Below are 20,014 nucleotides of genomic sequence, written 5' to 3'. Positions count from 1 at the left end.
TCAGCGTTTCTGTCAGCCTGTCATCAAGGTGCCCGAGCGCCTGAATCTTTTTCTTTCGTCACTCACCGAGTCTGTTTCATGTGCCCTATCGTTGCCCCTGATGCCACGGCCCCCGTAATTGCCATTGCTCGCTCTCGTGTTGACGCGCGTCCGGAGCTTGCGACACTGGCCGCCCACTTCGGCATTGCGATTCGTGATGACGACGCCCTGCCGTCACTGTTGCTGGATGTACAGTTGGATGAGCAGGGGGCGCTGCGGTTGGTGATTGCTGGTGATGAGCGTGAATACGGCAAGCCGCTGTGTGTGGATTTCGTGGCGGGGCGTGTCGATCATCGCCGCCGCTTCGGTGGCGGTCGCAATCAGCTGATTGCCCGCGCCTGTGGCCTGAATCGTGGTGCGCTACCCAGTGTTGTCGACGCGACAGCAGGTCTTGGGCGCGATGCCTTCGTGCTGGCAAGCCTTGGGGCACCGGTGCTGATGGTGGAGCGTGTTGCGGCCACTGCAGCGATCCTGGTCGATGGACTGACGCGGGCGCAGGGCTGCTGGGACGAGGAGGTGCGTGAGATAGTGTTGCGCATGCAAGCCTTGCACGGGGACGCCACGCAGGAACTGGGGGAGCTGGTCGCGCAGTGGGATCACCCGCCGCAGGTGGTGCATCTGGATCCTATGTATCCGCACCGGGACAAGTCGGCGTTGGTGAAGAAGGAGATGCGCGTCTTCCGCACGCTGGCAGGCGATGATGCCGATGCCCCCGCTTTGCTTGCGGCAGCGCTTGAGGTCGCCACGCATCGTGTAGTGGTCAAGCGCCCGCGCAAGGCTGAACCGATTGGCGGCATCGCGCCGAGTCACATGGTGGAAGAGAAGACCAGTCGCTACGATGTCTATGTGAAGCAGGCGCTGCGCTAGGCCGGCGTCAAGCCTTAAGAAACCTAAAGACCCCGCTTGCGATGAGAGTCGCAAGCGGGGTCTTTTTATCTGGCTGGCATGATGAAGGGGCAATCATTACTCGCTGGCAGGACTATCCTCGCTCTCAGGCTCACTCTCAGATTCACCCTCGGTCTCCTTGTTGCGCAGGCGCACATGCTGCAGGCGATGGCGTAGCGCGGGGTCGAACAGGTCACGGCCCCGCAGTTGCAGCTCCTCAAGCGCTTCGCTGAAGCACAGTCTGCCGTCTTCCAGCCAGATGAAGTCCAGCTCCAGTAACGTATCAAGCAATCCGCTAAACAGGCGCTTGTCGAAGAACTCTGGTGCATTGAGCCCTGACAATAGCGTCAGGCGCTCTGCCAGCGCGCCAGAGTGATTCTCCAGTGCCTCGCGATCCAGTGTGCCGCTGCCATGCTGCAACAACACGGCGAGCAACAGATAGCCGCGCTCCAGCGTGGGTTGGACTGGCTGAGCGAGTAGGCGTAGCTGCTCGGAAGGCTCCTTGCTGGCGACAGGACGTGACCAGCGAGCAGGCGTGTCGCAAGTAGCCGGTTGATGCTCTAGCAGGCCCTCTTCGCTCAGTAATGCCAGTGTCGTGGCGATATCTGCCGTCAGGTCGGCGGATTCCGGCACGAACAGCTCTCGTACCAGCACCGGCCAGGCGGGGCTGATCTGATCGGAGAGCGTCTCGAGCGTGAACTGCGGGTTGTTGCGGAAAGCGAAGGCGATCAACGCCGGCAGCGCCAACAGATGCAGGACATTATTGCGATACCAGGTCAGCAGGCTGGCCTGCTCTGGCGTGGCGATCACCAGCTCACCGAGGCTTTGTGGGCGCAAGGTGATCAATCCCAAGTGTTGGCAGTGTGCCAGCCAATCCTGAGGGTCGCCATCGGGTAGGGTATGGTCCTGACGGCCCGGCAGCTTGCTTGCCAGGCGTACCAACATGGCGAGCTGACGCTGCATCAGGCTCGCCTCGATCGCATGGTGCGCAGTGGAGAGCAGCACCAGCGCTGTCAGCGAGACAGGATTGAGGGCGGCGGCGGCATTGATGCGCGTCGCGATCTCGTGGCCCAGCTGTGGCACCGCCGTCGTTAGCCATTCGGGGCGACGTTGATGGCGACTCGCCTGCCAGTCAGGTGTGCTCTCATCCAGCCAAGCACCCAACTTGAGTGGCTCACCGATATTCAGGTAGACCTTGCCGAAGGGTTGCTTGAGCTGGCCCAGTACGCGGAACAGGTCCAGCGGCGACTCTTTCTTCTTGCTCGCTCCTGATAGCTCTCGCTGGTAGCTGACACTCTCGAACACCTTCTCGTAACCGATATAGACCGGCACGAAAGCCACTTCGCGACGGGTATCACGCAAGAAGGAGCGCAGCGTCATCGCCAGCATGCCCGGACGTGGCGGCAGCATACGGCCAGTGCGTGAGCGTCCACCTTCGATGAAGTATTCCAGCGGGTGGCCACGGGTAATCAGCTGATGAACATATTCATCAAAGACCGCGCCGTACAGACGATTGCCACGGAAGCTACGGCGCAGGAAGAAGGCACCGCCGCGCCGTAGAATCGGACCGATGATCGGCATGTCGAGATTCTTGCCAGCCGCGACATGTGGTGTCATCAAGCCTTCGTGAAACAGCACGTAGGACAGTAGCAGGTAGTCGATATGGCTGCGGTGGCAGGGAACATAGATTAGCTCGCAGTCACCGGCAATTGCCTTGACGCGCGACATGCCGCGCACCTCAACGCCATCGTAGAGCTTGTTCCACAGTCGCTTGAGGGCATGTGCCAGGAAGCGCTGAACCGGATAGCCCATGTTCGAGGCGATTTCACGGCCATATTTCAGTGCGCGTTTTTCCAGCCGTGCTGGTCGTTGATCCTGCTCACGCGCTAGCTCGGCGATGACATCCTGTACGGGGGGAGCCTTTTGTAGATTGCGGATCATGGTGTGGCGATGAGAGAGGTCTGGCCCGAGCAGACGGGTGCGCACACGACGGAAATGCACGCGCAGCAGCCGCGCAACACGGCGACGTGCCAGCGCCTTATCCTCGGGGCCTTCGCGTAACACCTCGTGCAGGTTCAGCGGCTGACCAAAGTGAACATCTACCGAGCGACCGTGCACAATGATGGCAATTGCACGCCGCAGTACACCTGTGACACGCCAGCTGTCAGCTGAGATGAACTTCCAGAAGCCGAATTCCTTACCCGGTGCGCGTCCCCAGAACACACTGACCGGTACCAGCTGCACTTCAACGTCATCTGGTGCGGTCTCCAGTGCCTCGATCAGCTGCGCCAAACGGCGTGAGAGCAAGCTCTTGTCGTTGCGTGAGCGACGCAATAGCCGCAGGCGTGAGTGATGCAGCCTCAGGTCACCTATGCTCAAGGACAGCGTCGGTGAGGGCAGACCGCGAGCCTCACAGAGTTGTTCGACGACCAGCTCATCCGACAGCGCCTGATAAGGGAAGACGTAGACCACTGGCAGATCAGGATCGAGATTCAGTGCACTGTGATCGAGCGCATTGATGTCGGGTTCTACCGCGCGCAACTCTACCCACTTGTCCAGTAGACGGCGGCTGAGGTTGCGCAAGGGGCGCACTAGCAGGGTGACTGGCGACATGGGAGAGTCTCGCAGGTGTGCTCGAAGACGATCAGCTGAGGGACACAGCATCGCGATAGGTATCAGAGGTAATGTGTCAGAGGCGATGAATCAGGGTTTACTGGTACTTTTACAGGGTCTGGCTGGTGCGCGCAGCCGTGTGCATGATATTGATCATTATACGCATTCTGTCTGGTGACGCCGACCTCGGTTGTCATGTCAGGGTGTTGTCGTTACAGGAGGCTGGGTATGCTGGGGATGTGGCGATCAGGCAATCGTTTTACCTTGTTGCCGGAAGGCGCACGCTTCCTGCCTGGCATGCTCAAGGCAGTGGATGAAGCACGGCAGTCGATTCTGCTTGAACTCTACCTGGCCGAGAGCGGACATTTAAGTCGCGTATTGATTGATGCCCTATGTACGGCCCGCAGACGTGGCGTCAATGTGCTGGTGCTGTTGGATGGCTTCGGATCGCTAGGACTCAATGAGGCAGATCGGCAGATCATGATTGAGGCCGGTATTCAGTTGCGTATCTATAATCCACTCCGCTGGTGGCGGTTAAGCGGTAACTTGACGCGTGATCATCGCAAGTTGCTGGTCGTGGACGGGGAGATCGGATTCACGGGCGGATTTGGTGCCGTGGATGTGTTCGCCGAGGCCTGGTCTGAGGTGGCGGTACGCGTCGAGGGGCCTTGCATACGTGATTGGGTGCGTCTCTTCGCACGCGTGTGGGATTCGCCAGCCAGCGCTGGGCCGGGGAGTCGTCAGGCGGTATGCGGTGTAAATGTCAGCGCGACCCGTGTCGATGGCTATCTCGGCATGCGTGGACGCGTTGTCTGGGGACATGGTTTCCGCTATCAGGCCATTCGACACTCTTTGCAGCATCAATCCAGCAGTGCCCGCAAGCGGCTATGGATATGTACGCCTTACTTTGTACCAACCTACAGCATGCGACGTCGTCTGCGGCGTGCTGCACGGCGTGGTATCGATGTACGCCTGTTGATCGCCGGTAATTATCACGATCATCCCGGTGTGCGCTCAGCGGGTCAGCGCTTCTACACGCGATTGCTCAAGGCGGGAGTGCGTATTCATGAGTTCCAGCCAAGCTTTCTGCATGCCAAATTTTCGCTGGCGGATGATTGGGTCACGATTGGCTCGTGCAACTTCGATCACTGGAGCCTGCAATGGAATCTCGAGGCCAATCAGGAGGTGCAGGACCATCGCTTTGCTGCTGATGTGGCGGCGTTGTTCGAGAACCACTTCACACATAGCGTCGAGATTACTCAGGCCGCCTGGCTGAAGCGGCCTTGGCTGCAGCGCTGTCGTGAATGGGGCTATGGCACCCTTGATAGTCTCGTGACGCGTTTACGTTGAGTGTTTTCTGTCTCGCACGGCTAATCATCTGAGCGAACATGCAAGAACGGGCGGCCCCTAAAGGCCGCCCGTTCTTGCAGATATGGCTAAATATCAAAATCTTAACGCTTTTTTCCGCCGCTTTTATTCCCCTTGCCACTGGCCTTGTTACCAGCGTGTTTGCTGCGCGGAATACCGGCAGCCCCAGGTGCAACGGTACCCGGAACAGCAGAGCCCTTGCGGCGTGGTGACGGCTTGGGGCTTTCCGGCGGCACGCGATATAACAGGTACAGATCCAGCAGTAACTCGGGTAGCTGGTTGACGAAGCGCTGAGCGCCGATCGGGTCAGCAATGAGCTCGCCGATTTCAGCGTCTTCATCATCGAAGACACCGGAAATGGCCATGAAGGGTAGCAGCAGCTCAGCAGCAGACTCTTCCTGTGTGCCAAACCATGCCTCTTCGTCCATGAAAACGCCTTCCATGAAGCCTGCACACCAATCGCCAATCGGCGTCTCGACCGGATCGCTGCCGCCAAGATCCAGCTCGAACAGCAGCTCTGGCAGTATGCCGTGCTCAAGCGCCTCGATGGCATTGCTGCGCATCTTCTCGAACAGGGCGACGACGTCGGCTTCCTGTTGTGGGTTTTCGTAGGCCGGCTGACCCTGGAACAGTTCTGGCAACCACAGGCTGGATGGCACTTCACGCGGCGCAATGGCTAGCGCCAACATGAATCCGTGTGCACTGATAATGTCGAGCGCCTCCGGGCCGACCAGGTCGGATTCGAGGAATTCGTCGAGGATATCGAGGGATTCATCATCCAGCAGCGGCTGGGTCTGGACAGGCTCGGCCATGGGGGAAAGTCTCGTGTGCAAAGGGTAGGAGTCAGGCAGTGCCTTCAGGCAACTGCGAATGACGTTAGTGTATCATTCCGTGCCTGAGTATTTTGTGACGCTCGGTGTCTACACCTGAGCCGGAGCGGTTCGGTTCAGCTATCTTTCTTGCACTTTGGTGTTCGTGTCATGCCTTCTTCTCCTACGCCTCGCGTTGTCGTTAGCCGCTACCGCTTTCCCGCTGGCCATGTACTGGCCTGTCTGGGAGAAGCGCCGGCTACGCCGCTGCCCTTGGCCGATGAGGCTACGCTGGCAGCACTAACGGCCCCGTCGTTACATGCCACGCTAGAGGCCCAGGTGCTAGCCTGTCTGGCGCGCGCCCGAGTGTTATTCCCCGCACTGCGCATGCCTTCCATTTCCTGTCGCCTCAAGGGACGTACTGCGGGTACGGCGGATTCGACGCGTCAACGGCTACGCTTTAACTGGCAGCTGCTCAGCGAGAATCGCCAGCACTTTCTGTCCCAGACCGTCCCTCATGAGGTGGCGCACTGGGTGGTGATGGAAGTGGTGGAGCGCGCGAGCGGCCAGCGGGTCAAGCCGCATGGCCCGGAGTGGCAGCAGGTGATGACGAATCTCTATGGCGTCTCGCCTGAGGTGACCCACCGCATGGATGTCTCGGCAGCCAGTCCCATGCCGTGGGCCTATGGTTGCGCCTGCGATGCGCCGCATTACTTCAGCCATCGGCGTCATGCCAACGCATGCCGTGGCCACCGTTACCGCTGTCGCCGCTGTGGTGAAATGCTGATAGGGCCATTGGTATCGTCGTAAGGCCATTTGCATGCCATTTTTATTTTCTCACTTCCTCCGTTGAGGTCTACTTTCGCGCAAGATCAGGTTTTCCTCCTCCCAAAGGCGTGTTCTTCCCCTCCGAAAGTCGCTGTGACCTTGGTTCTGTTTGTTGATAATCAGTTGAAATTGTTAGTAAAAATTTTTCTACCAAGGTCTAGTGTGTAGCCCCCCCATGCTTGGGTTTAAGCTGGATCTGACTTTGATCGACTCGCAAGGTGTCGTCTTCAAGAGCATATGAATGCTCCATAGGGCAGCTTTGCCATGGCAAGCGTCTCGCCATGCAAGCCATCCGCTCCCGACAATAACAATGTCGATACCTGCGTCGCCCGCCAACTTGTCAGAGGTCGTACCATCATGAGCGAACATGCCAAGCTCCATCCGGTCGCATCCGACGTCGCTGCCCGTGCCTGGGTAGACCGCGAAGGCTATCAGGCCATGTACAAGCAGTCGGTAGAGGCTCCCGACGACTTCTGGGCCGAGCAGGCCAAGACGCTGGACTGGTTCCGTGCACCTTCGATCATTCGCAATACCGATTTTGGCCCCGGCAATGTCGATGTGCGCTGGTTCGAGGATGGACAGCTCAACGTGTCGCACAACTGTCTCGATCGGCATCTAGCGACGCGTGGCGATCAGGTCGCCATTATCTGGGAGGGCGATGACCCCAACGAATCCCAGTCAATCACTTATCGCGAGCTGCATGCGCGTGTCTGTCAGTTTGCCAATGGTCTCAAGGAATTGGGCGTCAATCGTGGCGATGTCGTCACGCTCTATATGCCAATGATTCCTGAGGCTGCGATGGCGATGCTGGCCTGTACTCGTATCGGCGCGGTGCACTCGATCGTCTTCGGCGGCTTCTCGCCAGATGCGCTGGCGGGTCGTATCAGTGATTCCAGTTCACGCATCGTGATTACTGCTGATGAATCGCTGCGCGGTGGCAAGCGTGTTCCGCTCAAAGAGAACGTTGATGAAGCACTGGAACGCGACGGCACCGACTGCGTCGATCACGTCTTGGTGGTAAGGCGCACAGGTGGTGATGTCCAGTGGGGTAGCCGTGATTGCTGGTTCCATGAGCTGGTTGATCGTCAATCCAGTGAGTGTCCGGCTGAGGCGATGGGGGCAGAGGACCCACTGTTCATTCTTTACACCTCAGGCTCTACCGGCACGCCCAAGGGGCTGAAGCACACCACTGGCGGCTATTTGCTGTATGCGGCGATGACACATCGTTATGTATTCGATTATCACGATGGCGATATCTACTGGTGTACCGCCGATGTCGGCTGGGTGACGGGGCATAGCTATATCGTCTATGGCCCGCTGGCGAATGGCGCTACCACACTGATGTTTGAGGGCGTGCCTAGCTATCCGACTCATGGCCGTATCGGTGAAATCATCGATAAGCATCAGGTGAATATTCTCTACACCGCACCGACTGCTGTACGTGCCTTGATGGCGCATGGTGATGCGGTGATGGACTCCAGCTCCCGAGATAGTCTGCGACTGTTGGGGTCGGTGGGCGAGCCGATCAATCCCGAGGCTTGGGAGTGGTTCCATCGCGTGATCGGCAAGGGCAACTGCCCGCTGGTAGACACGTGGTGGCAGACAGAAACCGGCGGCATCATGATTGCACCGCTGCCTGGCGCCACTGACCTCAAGCCTGGTTCTGCGACGCTCCCGTTCTTCGGCGTGCAGCCGGCACTGGTTGACAACGAGGGCAATATTCTGGAGGGAGTCGCCGAAGGGAATCTGGCGATCCTCGACAGTTGGCCAGGTCAGGCGCGCTCGATCTGGGGCAATCACGAGCGCTATATCCAGACCTACTTCTCAACCTATGACGGCATGTACTTCACGGGTGATGGCTGTCGCCGTGATGAAGATGGCTACTACTGGATCACCGGGCGTGTCGATGATGTGCTCAATGTCTCTGGGCACCGCATGGGCACCGCCGAGATCGAGTCTTCACTGGTCGCGCATGAAGCGGTTGCCGAGGCAGCAGTGGTTGGCTATCCGCACGATATCAAAGGGCAGGGTATCTATATCTACGTGACGCTCAATGACGGCATCGAACCGACTGACGAGCTGAAGAAGGCGCTGACACAATGGGTACGCAAGGATATTGGGCCGATTGCCTCGCCGGATGTCATTCAGTGGGCGCCAGGGTTGCCGAAGACACGCTCTGGCAAGATCATGCGGCGTATTCTGCGCAAGATTGCTGCCAACGAGACCGATGGCCTGGGTGATACCTCGACACTGGCAGATCCATCCGTGGTGGACGAATTGATTGAGCATCGTGCTAATCGCTGAGTCAGTGAGCTGATCTGTAGCAAGTGGAAATGACATGACCGAAGCGTGGGAGCCTGGCTCCCACGCTTTTTTTGTACCAGAAACGTCAAGTGTCACTAAAAGACATGTTTGCCGTTGAGGAGGGCCTCCTGAGGAGTGCACGGACAGTTTGAAGCGCAGATAATGATACCTTTGGGCAAGATTTTATTAACGCGGCACTGCATGTGACTGCTTGAGTGTGAGGTTTTCACATTCAAGCCATATTCAACTCACTATCAGGGTAACTCCATGGCAGCGGCAGGTAATTCCGATGCACCCTCGACACCTTCAGAGGCGTCTCCACAGATAGCGTCTGGAGACTCTTCGCAGCAGGCTTCCTTGCAGACAGATGACGGTGAAAATCGTCCACGCGCTGTGGTGCTGATGTGCCTGTCGGCGATCTCTTTTGCACTGATGGGTGCGATGGTCAAATTAAGCGGTGACCTGCCGCTGTTCGAGAAAGTCTTTGTACGCAACCTGATCAGTCTCGGTGTGGCAGTGGTGATGGTGCGCATCGCGGGCGCTCGCTTGCTGGGCCATTGGCACCATCAGCCGCTGTTGCTGGCGCGCTCGTTGATCGGGCTTGGTGGAGTAATGAGTTTCTTCTATGCCATTGACCATCTGCTGCTGGCGGATGCCACCATCCTCAACAAGCTGTCACCATTTTTCGTCAGCCTTTTTGCAGGGCTGTTTCTGGCTGAGCGTCTTGGTGGCTGGCGACTTGTCGGCATGTTAGTCGCTTTTACCGGCGCAGCGCTGGTTATCAAGCCCCAGTTAGCCTTTGCTGAAGGTGGCGCTGAAGCGCTGGTGCCAGCATTGATTGGGCTTGGTTCGGCGATGTTGGCTGGTGCGGCCTATACATTGATTCGTGCGCTCAGGGGGCGCGAAGCCTCGGCAACAATTGTGCTACATTTCTCGCTGGTATCGAGCGTGGTGACGTTGGTGCCGATGCTGATGAATCCGGTGATGCCGAGCGGCCCGCAAGCATTGGCGTTGTTAGGGATTGGTCTTTTTGCAGCGGGTGGCCAGATTCTGATGACGACGGCCTATCGATTGGCGCCGGCGGGAGAGGTCTCGATTTATTCCTATCTGACCATCGTTTTTTCAGCGTTGGCGGGTTGGGCGCTGTGGGGGGGAGGTGCCGGATGTGGCCAGTCTGATCGGCTTTGTGCTGATTGCTGGTGTGGCATTGGTCGGCTGGCATGCCAGTCGCGTTGCGGGTAGGGTGGTCTGACTCGCCATCCCTAGGATGCTGTCAGAACTCGCGCATGGATTGATCGCTCATCGGGCCTCAATCCGTGCGATACTCGTGTTCCCCGAGCGAAACATCAGTATGTCTCCCGATGGTGGGCTGCTTTGTTAAACGCGCGTTCCATGGGGTAACATGCTAGAAAATAACGGCGATTGTTGGTCGGCCAGGAAGGTCGACGATGATCACCATCGGGGTTTTGGAGGAGACTCAATGGCCTTTGCCCAGAAGTTTATCGTTGCAGACGATCATCCGCTTTTTCGTGCCGCACTGACGCAGGCGCTCAGGCAAGTGGCCTCTCAGGCGGAGATCGTTGAGGCTGACAGCATGGAAGCGACCAACGAAGCTGTTGCCCGCCATCCCGATGCTGACTTGATCCTGTTGGACCTGCACATGCCGGGAGCCCATGGCTTCTCTGGTTTGATTCAGCTGCGTGGCCAGACTCCGGATATCCCGGTGGCTGTTGTATCCGGTAGCGAGGAGCCCTATGTGGTGCGCCGCGCCATCGATTACGGAGCCTCCGGTTTCATTCCGAAATCCGCAAGCCTTGATGTGATTGCCGAAGCGATTGGCGAAATCCTTGAGGGTGAGGTGTGGCTGCCGACGTATATCGCCGAAGCCATGGGCGATTCGACTGAAGATGAGTCACGCTTTGCCGAGGCAATTGCCTCGTTGACGCCGCAGCAGTTCCGCGTGCTCAACATGCTCACTGAAGGTCTGCTCAACAAGCAGATCGCCTATGAGCTGAGTGTCTCTGAGGCTACCATCAAGGCTCACGTGACTGCCATTCTGCGTAAGCTCGGTGTGCACTCACGCACTCAGGCTGTGATCGCGGCCCAGCGTCTTGAAGTCGAGCCGCCGAAGGTTCGTTCCTGAGCCCAGGTTCGTTCTTGAAGTAAGGCCCGCAGCAGCAGGTTGCTGAAAGCATGAAAAAATCCCGTCCTGTCACTGACAGGGCGGGATTTTTGCGTTCACTGGCAGTCATTCCCCACGCTGATATTGGCTATCGTTGGTGACTTGCCATCAAGAGGAATGGCCGCAGCGATAAGGCTACGGCCGTGCGTGCACTGACTAGTCTGTTGGTGGTGTCTCCGAAATATCATCTGCGCCGGAGGTACCTGTTGCATCCGACGCTTCGTCACTACCGTTACTGATATGCTTCTCGGCCCGGTTGGCCTGCAGAGTACGCGTCAACAGAGCACGCAGTGCAGCAGGTCGAACCGGTTTTAACAGCAGATGATAGCCGGCACGCCGCACTTCCTCGGCGACCTCATCAGTGCGGTCAGCGGTGATCACGACACCTGGTACCGAGCCGGACAGGCGCTCATCCAGTGCATCCAGTGCCATCAAACCAGTGACCTCATTGTCGAGGTGATAGTCGGCGAGAATGGCATCGGGATCACCATCCAGATTGCGGATAACCGATTTAGCTCCCCCAATAGAGGTGGCGGTGAACACTTCACAGCCCCAGCCGGACAACATCGCCTTCATTCCCTCGAGAATCAGACTCTCATTATCGATACACAGGATGCGTGAACCGGTCAGTTTGTTGCCTGCGCGTTTGCGAGCCGGTATGGCATCAGGATGCTCGGCAGCGGGCAGTGTCTTGCTGATCGGTACACTGACGGCGAAAACGGTGCCGATATCCACCCAGCTGCGTACCGTGATGGGGTGGTCCAGTACGCGACTCATGCGTTCGGCAATCGACAATCCAAGGCCGAGCCCCTTCTCGCTTTCCTTGTGGCGCTCGGTCTGATCGAGGCGGCGGAATTCCTGGAAGATCTCGGTCAGCTTGGATTCGGGAATACCGGGGCCGGTATCCCATACTTCGATACGGATACGATCCCCAATACGACGACAACCCAGAAGTACGTGCCCCTGGCGGGTATAACGCACCGCGTTGGACAGGAAGTTCTGGACGATACGCCTGAGCATCTGACCATCGGAATCGACGGCCAATTGCGTCATCACGACCTTGAGGTCCAAACCGCGATTTTCTGCCATCACCTCGAATTCCGCCTTGAGCGGTTTGAGAATGTCGGAAAGGCGGAACACGCTGCGGCGCGGAGCCAATGCGCCGGCATCCAGCTTGGAGATATCCAACAGAGTGCTCAGCAGTTCTTCGGCAGCCTGCAGTGAGTTATCGATGTGATTGGTGGTGGTCTTCATCTCGCCCTCGACCTGCTGCGAGAGCGCGGAGGTGAAGAGTCGCGCAGCATTCAAGGGCTGTAGCAAGTCATGGCTGGCAGCGGCGAGGAAGCGAGTTTTTGAGGCGTTGGCGTCTTCCGCCAACTTCTTGGCCTGACGCAATGCCTGCTCGGCCTCAGCACGTACGCGGTTCTCGGTACGTAACGCCTCATTGACCTGTGACAGTTCACGCGTACGCACACGGACGCGCTCTTCCAGATTCTCGTTGGTTTCCTTGAGCGCAATTTCTGCCAGGCGCCGTTCGGTAATGTCCTGATAGAGTGCAAAGAAGCCGAGAATATTGCCCTTGGTGCTGAAGTGCGGTGTATAGGTGACCAGCATGTAGCGCACCCCGCCCTCCGGTGCTTCCAGCGAGATTTCAAACGATACCCGTTCACCTGCCAGTGCACGTGTCATCCATGGGGCGCGCTGGCGATAGATGTCTTCCGGCATCGCGGCTTCGGCTGGCTCGCCGATGACGGCGGTGCGATCGATCCCCATTACCGCTTCGTAGGCGCGGTTAGTGAAGAGATAACGACATTCTTTGTCGAAGTAGGCAATCAGCGCTGGCACGTTATCGGTATAGATGCGGATATTGTTTTCCGAACGGATCAGCGCTTCTTCGGTGCTCTTCTGCTGAGTGATGTCCTGATAGGTATAAACGAAGCCACCGCCGGGCATCGGGTTACCCTGAATTTCCATCACGCTGCCGTCCAGGCGGTAGCGTACATAGCGATGTGGCACACCATCACGAATGGCGTCCAGCAGCTGATCGACGTGCTCTTCTGGGTCGCCGGGGCCATATTCACCATTGTGGGCGTTATAGCGGAAGATACGGTCAATCGGCGCACCGACCCGAATCAGATTGTCCGGGAAGCGGAACATGTCCAGATAGCGTTGGTTCCACACCACCAGTCGCATGTGCTGATCCACCACGCTGATGCCCTGATGAATATTCTCGATGGTGGCCTGCAGCAGTGCGCGGTTGAACTCCAGTACCTGTGAGGCTTCATCGACGATCGAGATGACGTCCGAGATGCCGATGCCACGACCCTGGAGTGCCGAATTGACCACGATACGTGCCGAAGAGGCGCCGAGGACGGAAGCCAGAAAGCGCTCGGTGAACTGGATCAAGTCGATGGATGCACGTGCATGCAGTTCCAGCGGTTGCCCACTGCGGCGGCCGTAGTCCTCAAATGCACGCTCGACCTGTTCATCGCTCAGGAAGCGTTCGCACAGGACGCGCAGGTCAGAGACAGAAGTGGAGCCGGTCCATGGGCGTGAGACGCTGGTCTGGCGCGTCTCGACACTGTCGACGAACAATGAGGCTTGTATGCGTTCAACCACGCGCTGTGGCGTCATTTGAGAGACAAAGATGTAGAAGAATAGATTAAGACCCAGTGACAGCATCACGCCATGCGTTAGCGGGTCACTGAAGGGAAAGCCGAATAGGCCATGCGGTGACAGCCAATCGATTCCGAGTGGACCATGATTGACCATTTCTGCTGGCATCAGTCCAGCTTGTGACAGCGCAGGGACCAGTAGCGTCCATGCCCATACTGCGAAGCCAGCATTCAGACCAACAATGACACCCAGGCGGTTGCCACGCTTCCAATACAGGCCACCAATCAGCGATGGTGCGAACTGGGCCACGGCGGCAAATGATAGTAGGCCAATGGCGGAGAGGGTGCTGTATTCAGCAATCAGCAGATAGAAGCCGTAGGCCAGCCCCAGGATCATCACGATGGTCAGGCGCCGGGCCAGCAGCACGATATGGCTGTAGTCACGGGCTTCGGTGTCGAACCAACGCAGCCTGAACAGCAGTGGAATGACGATCTCGTTGGAGATCATGATCGAGACGGCGACAGCGGCGACGATGACCATGCCGGTCGCGGCCGAGAAGCCACCAAGGAAGGTCAGTAGTGTCAGCCAGGTCTGGCCGGCCGCCATGGGCAGGGCGAGCACGAAGCTATCCGGTGAGACAGAGCCATCCGGGAATAGCGTCAGGCCTGCCGCGGCAATGGGCAGGACAAAGAAGGAAATCGCGATCAGATAGATCGGGAATAGCCAGCGCGCGCGGCGTGCATCTCCATGGTGTGTGTTCTCGACGACCGCGACATGGAATTGGCGCGGTAGACAGAAGACGGCCAGCATCGCGAGTAGCGTCTGTGCCCAGAAGCCAGAGCCGAAGGTCTGGGTTTCCAGTTGCTGTTGCAGCGCCAGGTAGGTATCGGCCTTGGTGAACAGATCTCCCAGGCCATCGAACATTCCCCAGGTGACATAGGAACCCAGTATCAGGAAAGCCACCAGCTTGATCAGCGACTCAAAGGCAATGGCCTGCAGCAGACCTACGTGATGCTCGGTGGCATCGGTATGGCGTGTACCAAACAGGATCGCGAACAGCGCCATGATCGCTGCAACATAGAAGGCGGTATCGCCTAGCCACGGCGTACGCGTCACGTCACTGGTGTCTGTCAGCACCTGATAGGCGCTGGAAACGGCCTTAAGTTGCAGGGCGATATATGGCAGGGTGCCGATGAGTGCCACTAATGAAGCAAAGACGGCCAGCGACTGTGTCTTGCCGTAACGCGAGGCAATGAAGTCAGCGATCGAGGTGATGTTCTGTCGCTTGGCGACACGAATCATCTTCAACAGGATCGGCCAGAATAACAGGCAGGTCAGGATCGGCCCGATAAAGATGCTCAGATAGGCCCAGCCGCTGGTCGCTGCCTGACCGACGCTGCCGTAGAAGGTCCAGCTGGTGCAATAAACTGCTAGCCCCAGACTGTAGACCGCTGGTCGCCGATTAGGTGACCCGTTTTTCTTGGCGTTACGATCCCCGCGCCATGCAATCGTGAACAGCACCGCAATATATGCGAGTGCCACTGCAATCAGCCACCACCCCTGGAACATGTCGCTCTCCTCTCTGGAAGCGCCATTCTACGCAGGCCGTGCCACGAGGCCCAAGCATTGCATCCTACCAAAGGCACTGAAGCTGCTCGTATTTGCCTGCCAGCTTCATCGCATATCAGTCAGAGACAGGGCCTTCGAGCATATCAGGCAGAAAATTGCGCTTGTTTCACGTAAGGATTACCAAGGGATAGCACGCTCTCAAGTAGTAGTGTGTGGGATGACCTCGGTTTCATGCTTACTCATTTGGCCAATAGACCAAGGGATTGCGCCTTTAGGTTATAGTGTAACTTATTGATATATGTGTAATTAATATGCTTTGCCAAGTAATAAAGAAGAGATGGCTAACGCTCGCGACTAAAGTCAGCCTGCAGTCATCATCTGACTTGTCTACTGTCAATTACGAGTCTTCGTGTTTCTTAAAAAGCAACGGTAATGGCAGGGGATATCAAGCGACCGAGAAAAAGCACCGTGAGTGACATCTAGCGGCAATGTGCCGATAAGGTGCTAGCTAATCTGTCACTAACCACAATAACAACGCGAGAATTTCGTCATGAAAGAAGCGAATGCCAAGGCCTACTGGGCTGCCAATATCAAGCTGATCATGGGGTACCTCGTGGTCTGGTTTGTCGTGTCCTATGGATGTGGGATATTGCTGGTCGATGTGCTCAATAATATTCATTTCTTCGGTTTCAAACTGGGATTCTGGTTCGCTCAGCAGGGAGCGATCTACTTCTTCCTCGCGCTAATCATCATGTATGCCCGCTCAATGAACAAGCTTGATGAGCGCTTCGACGTGCATGAGCAATAGGGCATATTTCGCGTCTCGTCTTACACAATAACAAGATGATCGATATCGCCAAGGACAACGCCAATGGATGTTCAATTACTGACGTATCTGTTTGTGGGCGCTTCGTTTGCGCTCTATATCGGTATCGCGGTCTGGTCGCGAGCCGGATCTACCAAGGAATTCTATGTCGCCGGGGGTGGGGTGCATCCTATTGCCAACGGAGCGGCAACGGCGGCGGATTGGATGTCTGCAGCTTCCTTCATTTCCATGGCAGGGATCATTGCCTACTCCGGTTATGACGCCTCCGTTTATCTAATGGGCTGGACCGGCGGTTATGTACTGTTAGCAATGTTGCTGGCGCCTTACCTGCGTAAGTTCGGCAAGTTTACCGTGCCGGATTTTGTGGGTGATCGTTACTACTCAAGCGTCGCACGTACTGTTGCCGTCGTCTGTGTCATCTTCATTTCCTTTACTTATGTGGCAGGTCAGATGCGCGGTACCGGTATCGTGTTTGCCCGCTTCCTTGAAGTCGATGTGAACGTCGGCGTGATGATAGGCATGGCGATCGTCTTTTTCTATGCCGTACTCGGTGGGATGAAAGGCGTCACCTATACCCAGGTCGCCCAGTACTGCGTACTGATTTTTGCCTTCCTGGTGCCGGCAGTATTCCTGTCGATCATGATGACGGGGCATGTACTTCCGCAAACCGGCTTTGGCGGCACATTGGTAGATGCACAGGGCAACGATACTGGTGTCTATTTGCTTCATAAGCTGGATCAAGTGGTGACTGACCTTGGCTTCCGCGAGTATACCGAGGGCTCAAAATCCACTATTGATGTCTTCTTCATTACTGCTGCGCTGATGTGCGGTACTGCAGGCCTGCCTCACGTCATCGTGCGTTTCTTCACTGTTCCGACAGTACGTGATGCGCGTATCTCTGCGGGCTGGGCGCTGTTCTTCATTGCACTGCTGTACACCACTGCGCCGGCTGTGGGGGCTTTTGCTCGCGTCAACCTGATTGAAACCGTCAATGAGACTGCTTATGAAGAGTTGCCGGGATGGTTCTACAACTGGGAAAACACCGGACTGATCGGCTGGGTCGACAAAAATGGTGATGGCATCATCCAGATGCGCGGTGGTGATCCGTTTGTCGGCAAACCCTCCTATGAGGCGCGTCAGCCAGTCAGGGAGCACGCGGAGAGTATGGCGAGCGTCTGCTGAGCAATGCGCCCACCGACAACGAGAGCGAGGTCTATATCGATCGAGATATCATCGTGTTGGCCAACCCTGAAATCGGCAATCTGCCGGCCTGGGTGATTGCGCTGGTAGCCGCAGGTGGTGTGGCCGCCGCGCTATCGACAGCGGCCGGGTTGCTCCTGGTCATCTCGTCGGCAATCTCGCATGACCTCCTGAAGAAGACGCTCAAGCCGAATATCACCGAGAAGCAGGAGTTGTTGGCAGCGCGACTGGCAGCAGCGGTGGCAGTCGTGATTGCCGGCTATTTCGGTATCAATCCGCCCGGGTTCGTGGCCCAGGTCGTGGCCTTTGCCTTCGGGTTGGCTGCATCGAGCTTCTTCCCCGTCATCTTGCTGGGCATCTTCTCCAAACGGATGAACAAGGAAGGTGCGATCGCAGGGATGCTGGTCGGCCTGGTCTTTACCTTCAGCTATATCGTGTTCTTCAAGTTCATCTCGCCAGAGCTGAACACGGCTGAGCATTGGCTGCTAGGTGTTTCGCCGGAAGGCATTGGTACTGTGGGGATGATACTCAACTTCATCGTCGCGGTGCTGGTCTGCAAGGCGACACCGCCACCGCCCGAGTACATCCAGCACATCGTCGAGGATATCCGTATCCCACGCGGGGCAGGGGCATCAGTGGATCACTGATCGACGGTAGCAGGGCCTGTCTATGCGATGCAGAGTGATTCGTACAAGACAGGCCCATGAACGTATCCCAAGGCCCCGCCGTGCTTATGCAGGTGGGCCTTGTGGCTTGGTGGCCTGTGCAGCGCCGCGCTGGATGGGCATAGGTGGAGTTCGTGTCATGCAAGCCACACTTGTTGATATCCCGTTTAATGAACCCCCGCTCAGTCTGCTGGATACACGCAACCGCCAGCGGTTGGCCGAGAGTGTTGATCTGCGCTATTTCGAAACACTGGCACAGCCGCTGACGCCTGGCGCGGTAGGTGACGCCGTCTACATCATCTACAAGGGTGAAGTAGTAGAGCTGGCGTCCGAGACGCCGCTTCCGGATGCTGCAGAGTTGAAACAGGCTGCTCATGAGGGGCGCGATGCCTGGGCGAGTCTGCGCATTGGCCATTACAGCCAGGGAGATCTCTTTGGTGCGTTGACCTTGCTCAACGGTGAATGCCGCACGCGCTTTGTTTGTGAACAGGAAACTCTGTGCTATCAGGTGCCAGCGGCACTTTTTCATCAGCTGTGTGCCGAGAGTCCCGATTTTGGCAACTTCTTTCAGCACAGTCTGCGTGACAAGGCACGGCTATTGGCCGCTTATCGTGATACGCGGTTGGGAACGAGCCATGACCAGACAGACTTCATGTTGGCTCGCGTGATGGACTGCATGCGACCGCCACTGGTGATGGCGGCTAACCGCAGCATAGATGAGGGTGTGAGGGCGCTGGAGGCAGCACGTGCTGACAGCCTGATTATTGAGGTTGAAGGGCGCTACGGTGTTGTCACACGCACGGATTTGCTCAACGCGCTCGTGCTGGAAGGGCTCGCCTCGACGCATCGACTGGCACCCTTGGGTAGTTTTTCGTTGGTGGCAGTGACGGCCGAGGACTACCTCTTTCAAGCGTTGGTCCAGATGACGCGGCATCGTGTCGCGAGGGTCGTGGTACAGGAATCACTGGCATCGGATTCACCGGTCGTCGGTGTGATCGAGCTTACTGATGTACTGGGGTTCTTCTCCAATCGTAGCCAGCTGGTGAGTCTGGAGATCGAGCGTGCCAGCGATATGGAAGCGCTCGCACTGGCCAGTGCTCGTCTACCTGAGCTGGTACGTGCGCTGGTGCTGCAGGGCGTACATCTACGTCATGCGATGGCGCTCCTCAGCGCGCTCAATGGGCGCCTTGTCGAGCGTACCTTTGTGATGACGGTCGCCGAGGTGCGGAGAGAATCGTGCTGTCTGATGCTGATGGGTAGTGAGGGGCGTGCAGAGCAGCTGCTCAAGACTGATCAGGACAATGGATTGATTCTGGCCGATGGCGATCAGTGGCCTGAGTGCGAAGCGGTCATGGAAAGTTTCAGCGCTGCGCTCGCACGGTTGGGATACCCACCATGTCCGGGCAATGTGATGGTCTCCAATCCGGACTGGGTTGCTACGGAATCACGTTGGCGTGGCAAGATCGCCCGTTGGTGTGCGGGACGAGACGGCGAAGCGCTGATGAATCTGGCCATCGTCTTTGATGCGCGCGCGAGCGGCGGCAATGGTGAGCTGGTCGAGAGCCTGCGCAGCCATCTGGTGCGTCACGTTAACCATGATGAGTTGTTGTTATCGAATTTCGCTCGTGCGGCGCTGCGCTTTTCGACGCCGTTGACACTGTTTGGCTCGTTACGCACGCCGCGGCATGGTATCGATATCAAGAAAGGCGGCATCTTTCCGATTGTGCATGGTGTGCGCACGATAGCGCTGGAGCGTGGCGTGATGGCCACTAATACCTTTTCTCGATTGGACGCGCTGGTCGCGGACGGCAGTATCGAGGCCCGCGATAGTGAAGACCTTACCGAGTCGCTATCGCTGTTTGCTGAGCTACGCCTGCGTCAACAGCTGCGCCATCTGGATGAAGTTTCGATGACATCAGGCTCAAGCGGCATTCAGGCGGACGCGAGTCACCGATCAGACAGTCGTGCTCGTGAAGTCGATGAAGGTAGCGCCAACCTGATCATCACCCAGTCGCTGTCATCGCTGGAGCGTGATCTGTTGCGCGATGCCCTGAGTCGAGTGAAGGACTTCAAGCAACGCCTGACCCATCGTTACCATCTCGAATATTAA

At 57.3% G+C, this 20,014-nt stretch carries 11 protein-coding genes and 1 pseudogene; 9 read left to right on the top strand and 3 right to left on the bottom strand.

Translation table 11 applies throughout. The features are described 5' to 3' along the window. Positions 1-78 precede the first annotated feature (78 nt). Complete coding sequence (locus BF12_RS0102115) at positions 79-906, top strand: class I SAM-dependent methyltransferase (RefSeq protein ID WP_084487927.1); 828 nt, start codon at positions 79-81, stop codon at positions 904-906. A gap of 96 nt (positions 907-1,002) precedes the next feature. On the opposite strand, the gene plsB is transcribed toward BF12_RS0102115, so the two are convergent. Further along, positions 1,003-3,537 (bottom strand): glycerol-3-phosphate 1-O-acyltransferase PlsB, encoded by a 2,535-nt coding sequence (gene plsB / locus BF12_RS18285; protein ID WP_024950826.1) that lies wholly within the window; start codon positions 3,535-3,537, stop codon positions 1,003-1,005. A 228-nt stretch (positions 3,538-3,765) separates the two neighbouring features. Here plsB and BF12_RS0102105 point away from each other — a divergent pair, with 228 nt between their 5' ends. Continuing rightward, positions 3,766-4,887 carry a phospholipase D-like domain-containing protein gene (locus BF12_RS0102105; protein ID WP_024950825.1) on the top strand — a complete coding sequence of 374 codons (1,122 nt, stop codon included), beginning with the start codon at positions 3,766-3,768 and terminating at the stop codon, positions 4,885-4,887. 101 nt (positions 4,888-4,988) lie between these two features. Here BF12_RS0102105 and BF12_RS0102100 read toward each other — a convergent pair whose 3' ends face one another. Continuing rightward, entirely contained in the window at positions 4,989-5,717 is a 729-nt protein-coding gene (locus BF12_RS0102100) for a YecA/YgfB family protein (RefSeq protein ID WP_024950824.1), read from the bottom strand. 168 nt (positions 5,718-5,885) lie between these two features. Here BF12_RS0102100 and BF12_RS0102095 point away from each other — a divergent pair, with 168 nt between their 5' ends. The 4 genes from BF12_RS0102095 to BF12_RS0102080 all read left to right on the top strand — a co-directional run bounded on the left by BF12_RS0102095 (position 5,886) and on the right by BF12_RS0102080 (position 10,989). Then, positions 5,886-6,524, top strand: a complete 639-nt coding sequence (locus BF12_RS0102095; RefSeq protein WP_084487930.1) for a SprT family zinc-dependent metalloprotease — start codon at positions 5,886-5,888, stop codon at positions 6,522-6,524. Positions 6,525-6,899: 375 nt separating this feature from the next. Beyond that, positions 6,900-8,846, top strand: a complete 1,947-nt coding sequence (acs, locus tag BF12_RS0102090; RefSeq protein WP_024950822.1) for an acetate--CoA ligase — start codon at positions 6,900-6,902, stop codon at positions 8,844-8,846. Between the two features lie 357 nt (positions 8,847-9,203). Continuing rightward, positions 9,204-10,088 carry a DMT family transporter gene (locus BF12_RS18280; protein ID WP_211242367.1) on the top strand — a complete coding sequence of 295 codons (885 nt, stop codon included), beginning with the start codon at positions 9,204-9,206 and terminating at the stop codon, positions 10,086-10,088. Positions 10,089-10,326: 238 nt separating this feature from the next. Next, positions 10,327-10,989 carry a response regulator gene (locus BF12_RS0102080; RefSeq protein ID WP_024950821.1) on the top strand — a complete coding sequence of 221 codons (663 nt, stop codon included), beginning with the start codon at positions 10,327-10,329 and terminating at the stop codon, positions 10,987-10,989. Positions 10,990-11,184: 195 nt separating this feature from the next. Here the strand turns inward: BF12_RS0102080 and BF12_RS0102075 are convergent, their stop codons facing one another. Continuing rightward, a complete protein-coding gene (locus BF12_RS0102075; RefSeq protein ID WP_024950820.1) occupies positions 11,185-15,213 on the bottom strand; it encodes a hybrid sensor histidine kinase/response regulator in 4,029 nt (1,342 codons plus the stop codon). A 550-nt stretch (positions 15,214-15,763) separates the two neighbouring features. Between BF12_RS0102075 and BF12_RS0102070 the strand changes: the two genes are divergently transcribed. The 3 genes and pseudogenes from BF12_RS0102070 (at position 15,764) to BF12_RS0102060 (ending at position 20,014) form a co-directional block, all read left to right on the top strand. Beyond that, positions 15,764-16,021: a DUF4212 domain-containing protein gene (locus BF12_RS0102070; protein WP_024950819.1), complete on the top strand. Its 258-nt coding sequence runs from the start codon at positions 15,764-15,766 to the stop codon at positions 16,019-16,021. A 63-nt stretch (positions 16,022-16,084) separates the two neighbouring features. Further along, a pseudogene (locus BF12_RS18275) lies at positions 16,085-17,886 on the top strand (sodium:solute symporter family protein). 157 nt (positions 17,887-18,043) lie between these two features. Then, on the top strand, positions 18,044-20,014 hold the full coding sequence (locus BF12_RS0102060; RefSeq protein ID WP_024950818.1) for a DUF294 nucleotidyltransferase-like domain-containing protein: 1,971 nt from the start codon (positions 18,044-18,046) through the stop codon (positions 20,012-20,014).

Origin of the sequence: Cobetia crustatorum, assembly GCF_000591415.1 — a bacterium.
GTDB lineage: Bacteria > Pseudomonadota > Gammaproteobacteria > Pseudomonadales > Halomonadaceae > Cobetia > Cobetia crustatorum.
This window is presented reverse-complemented; position numbering and strand designations above follow the sequence as displayed.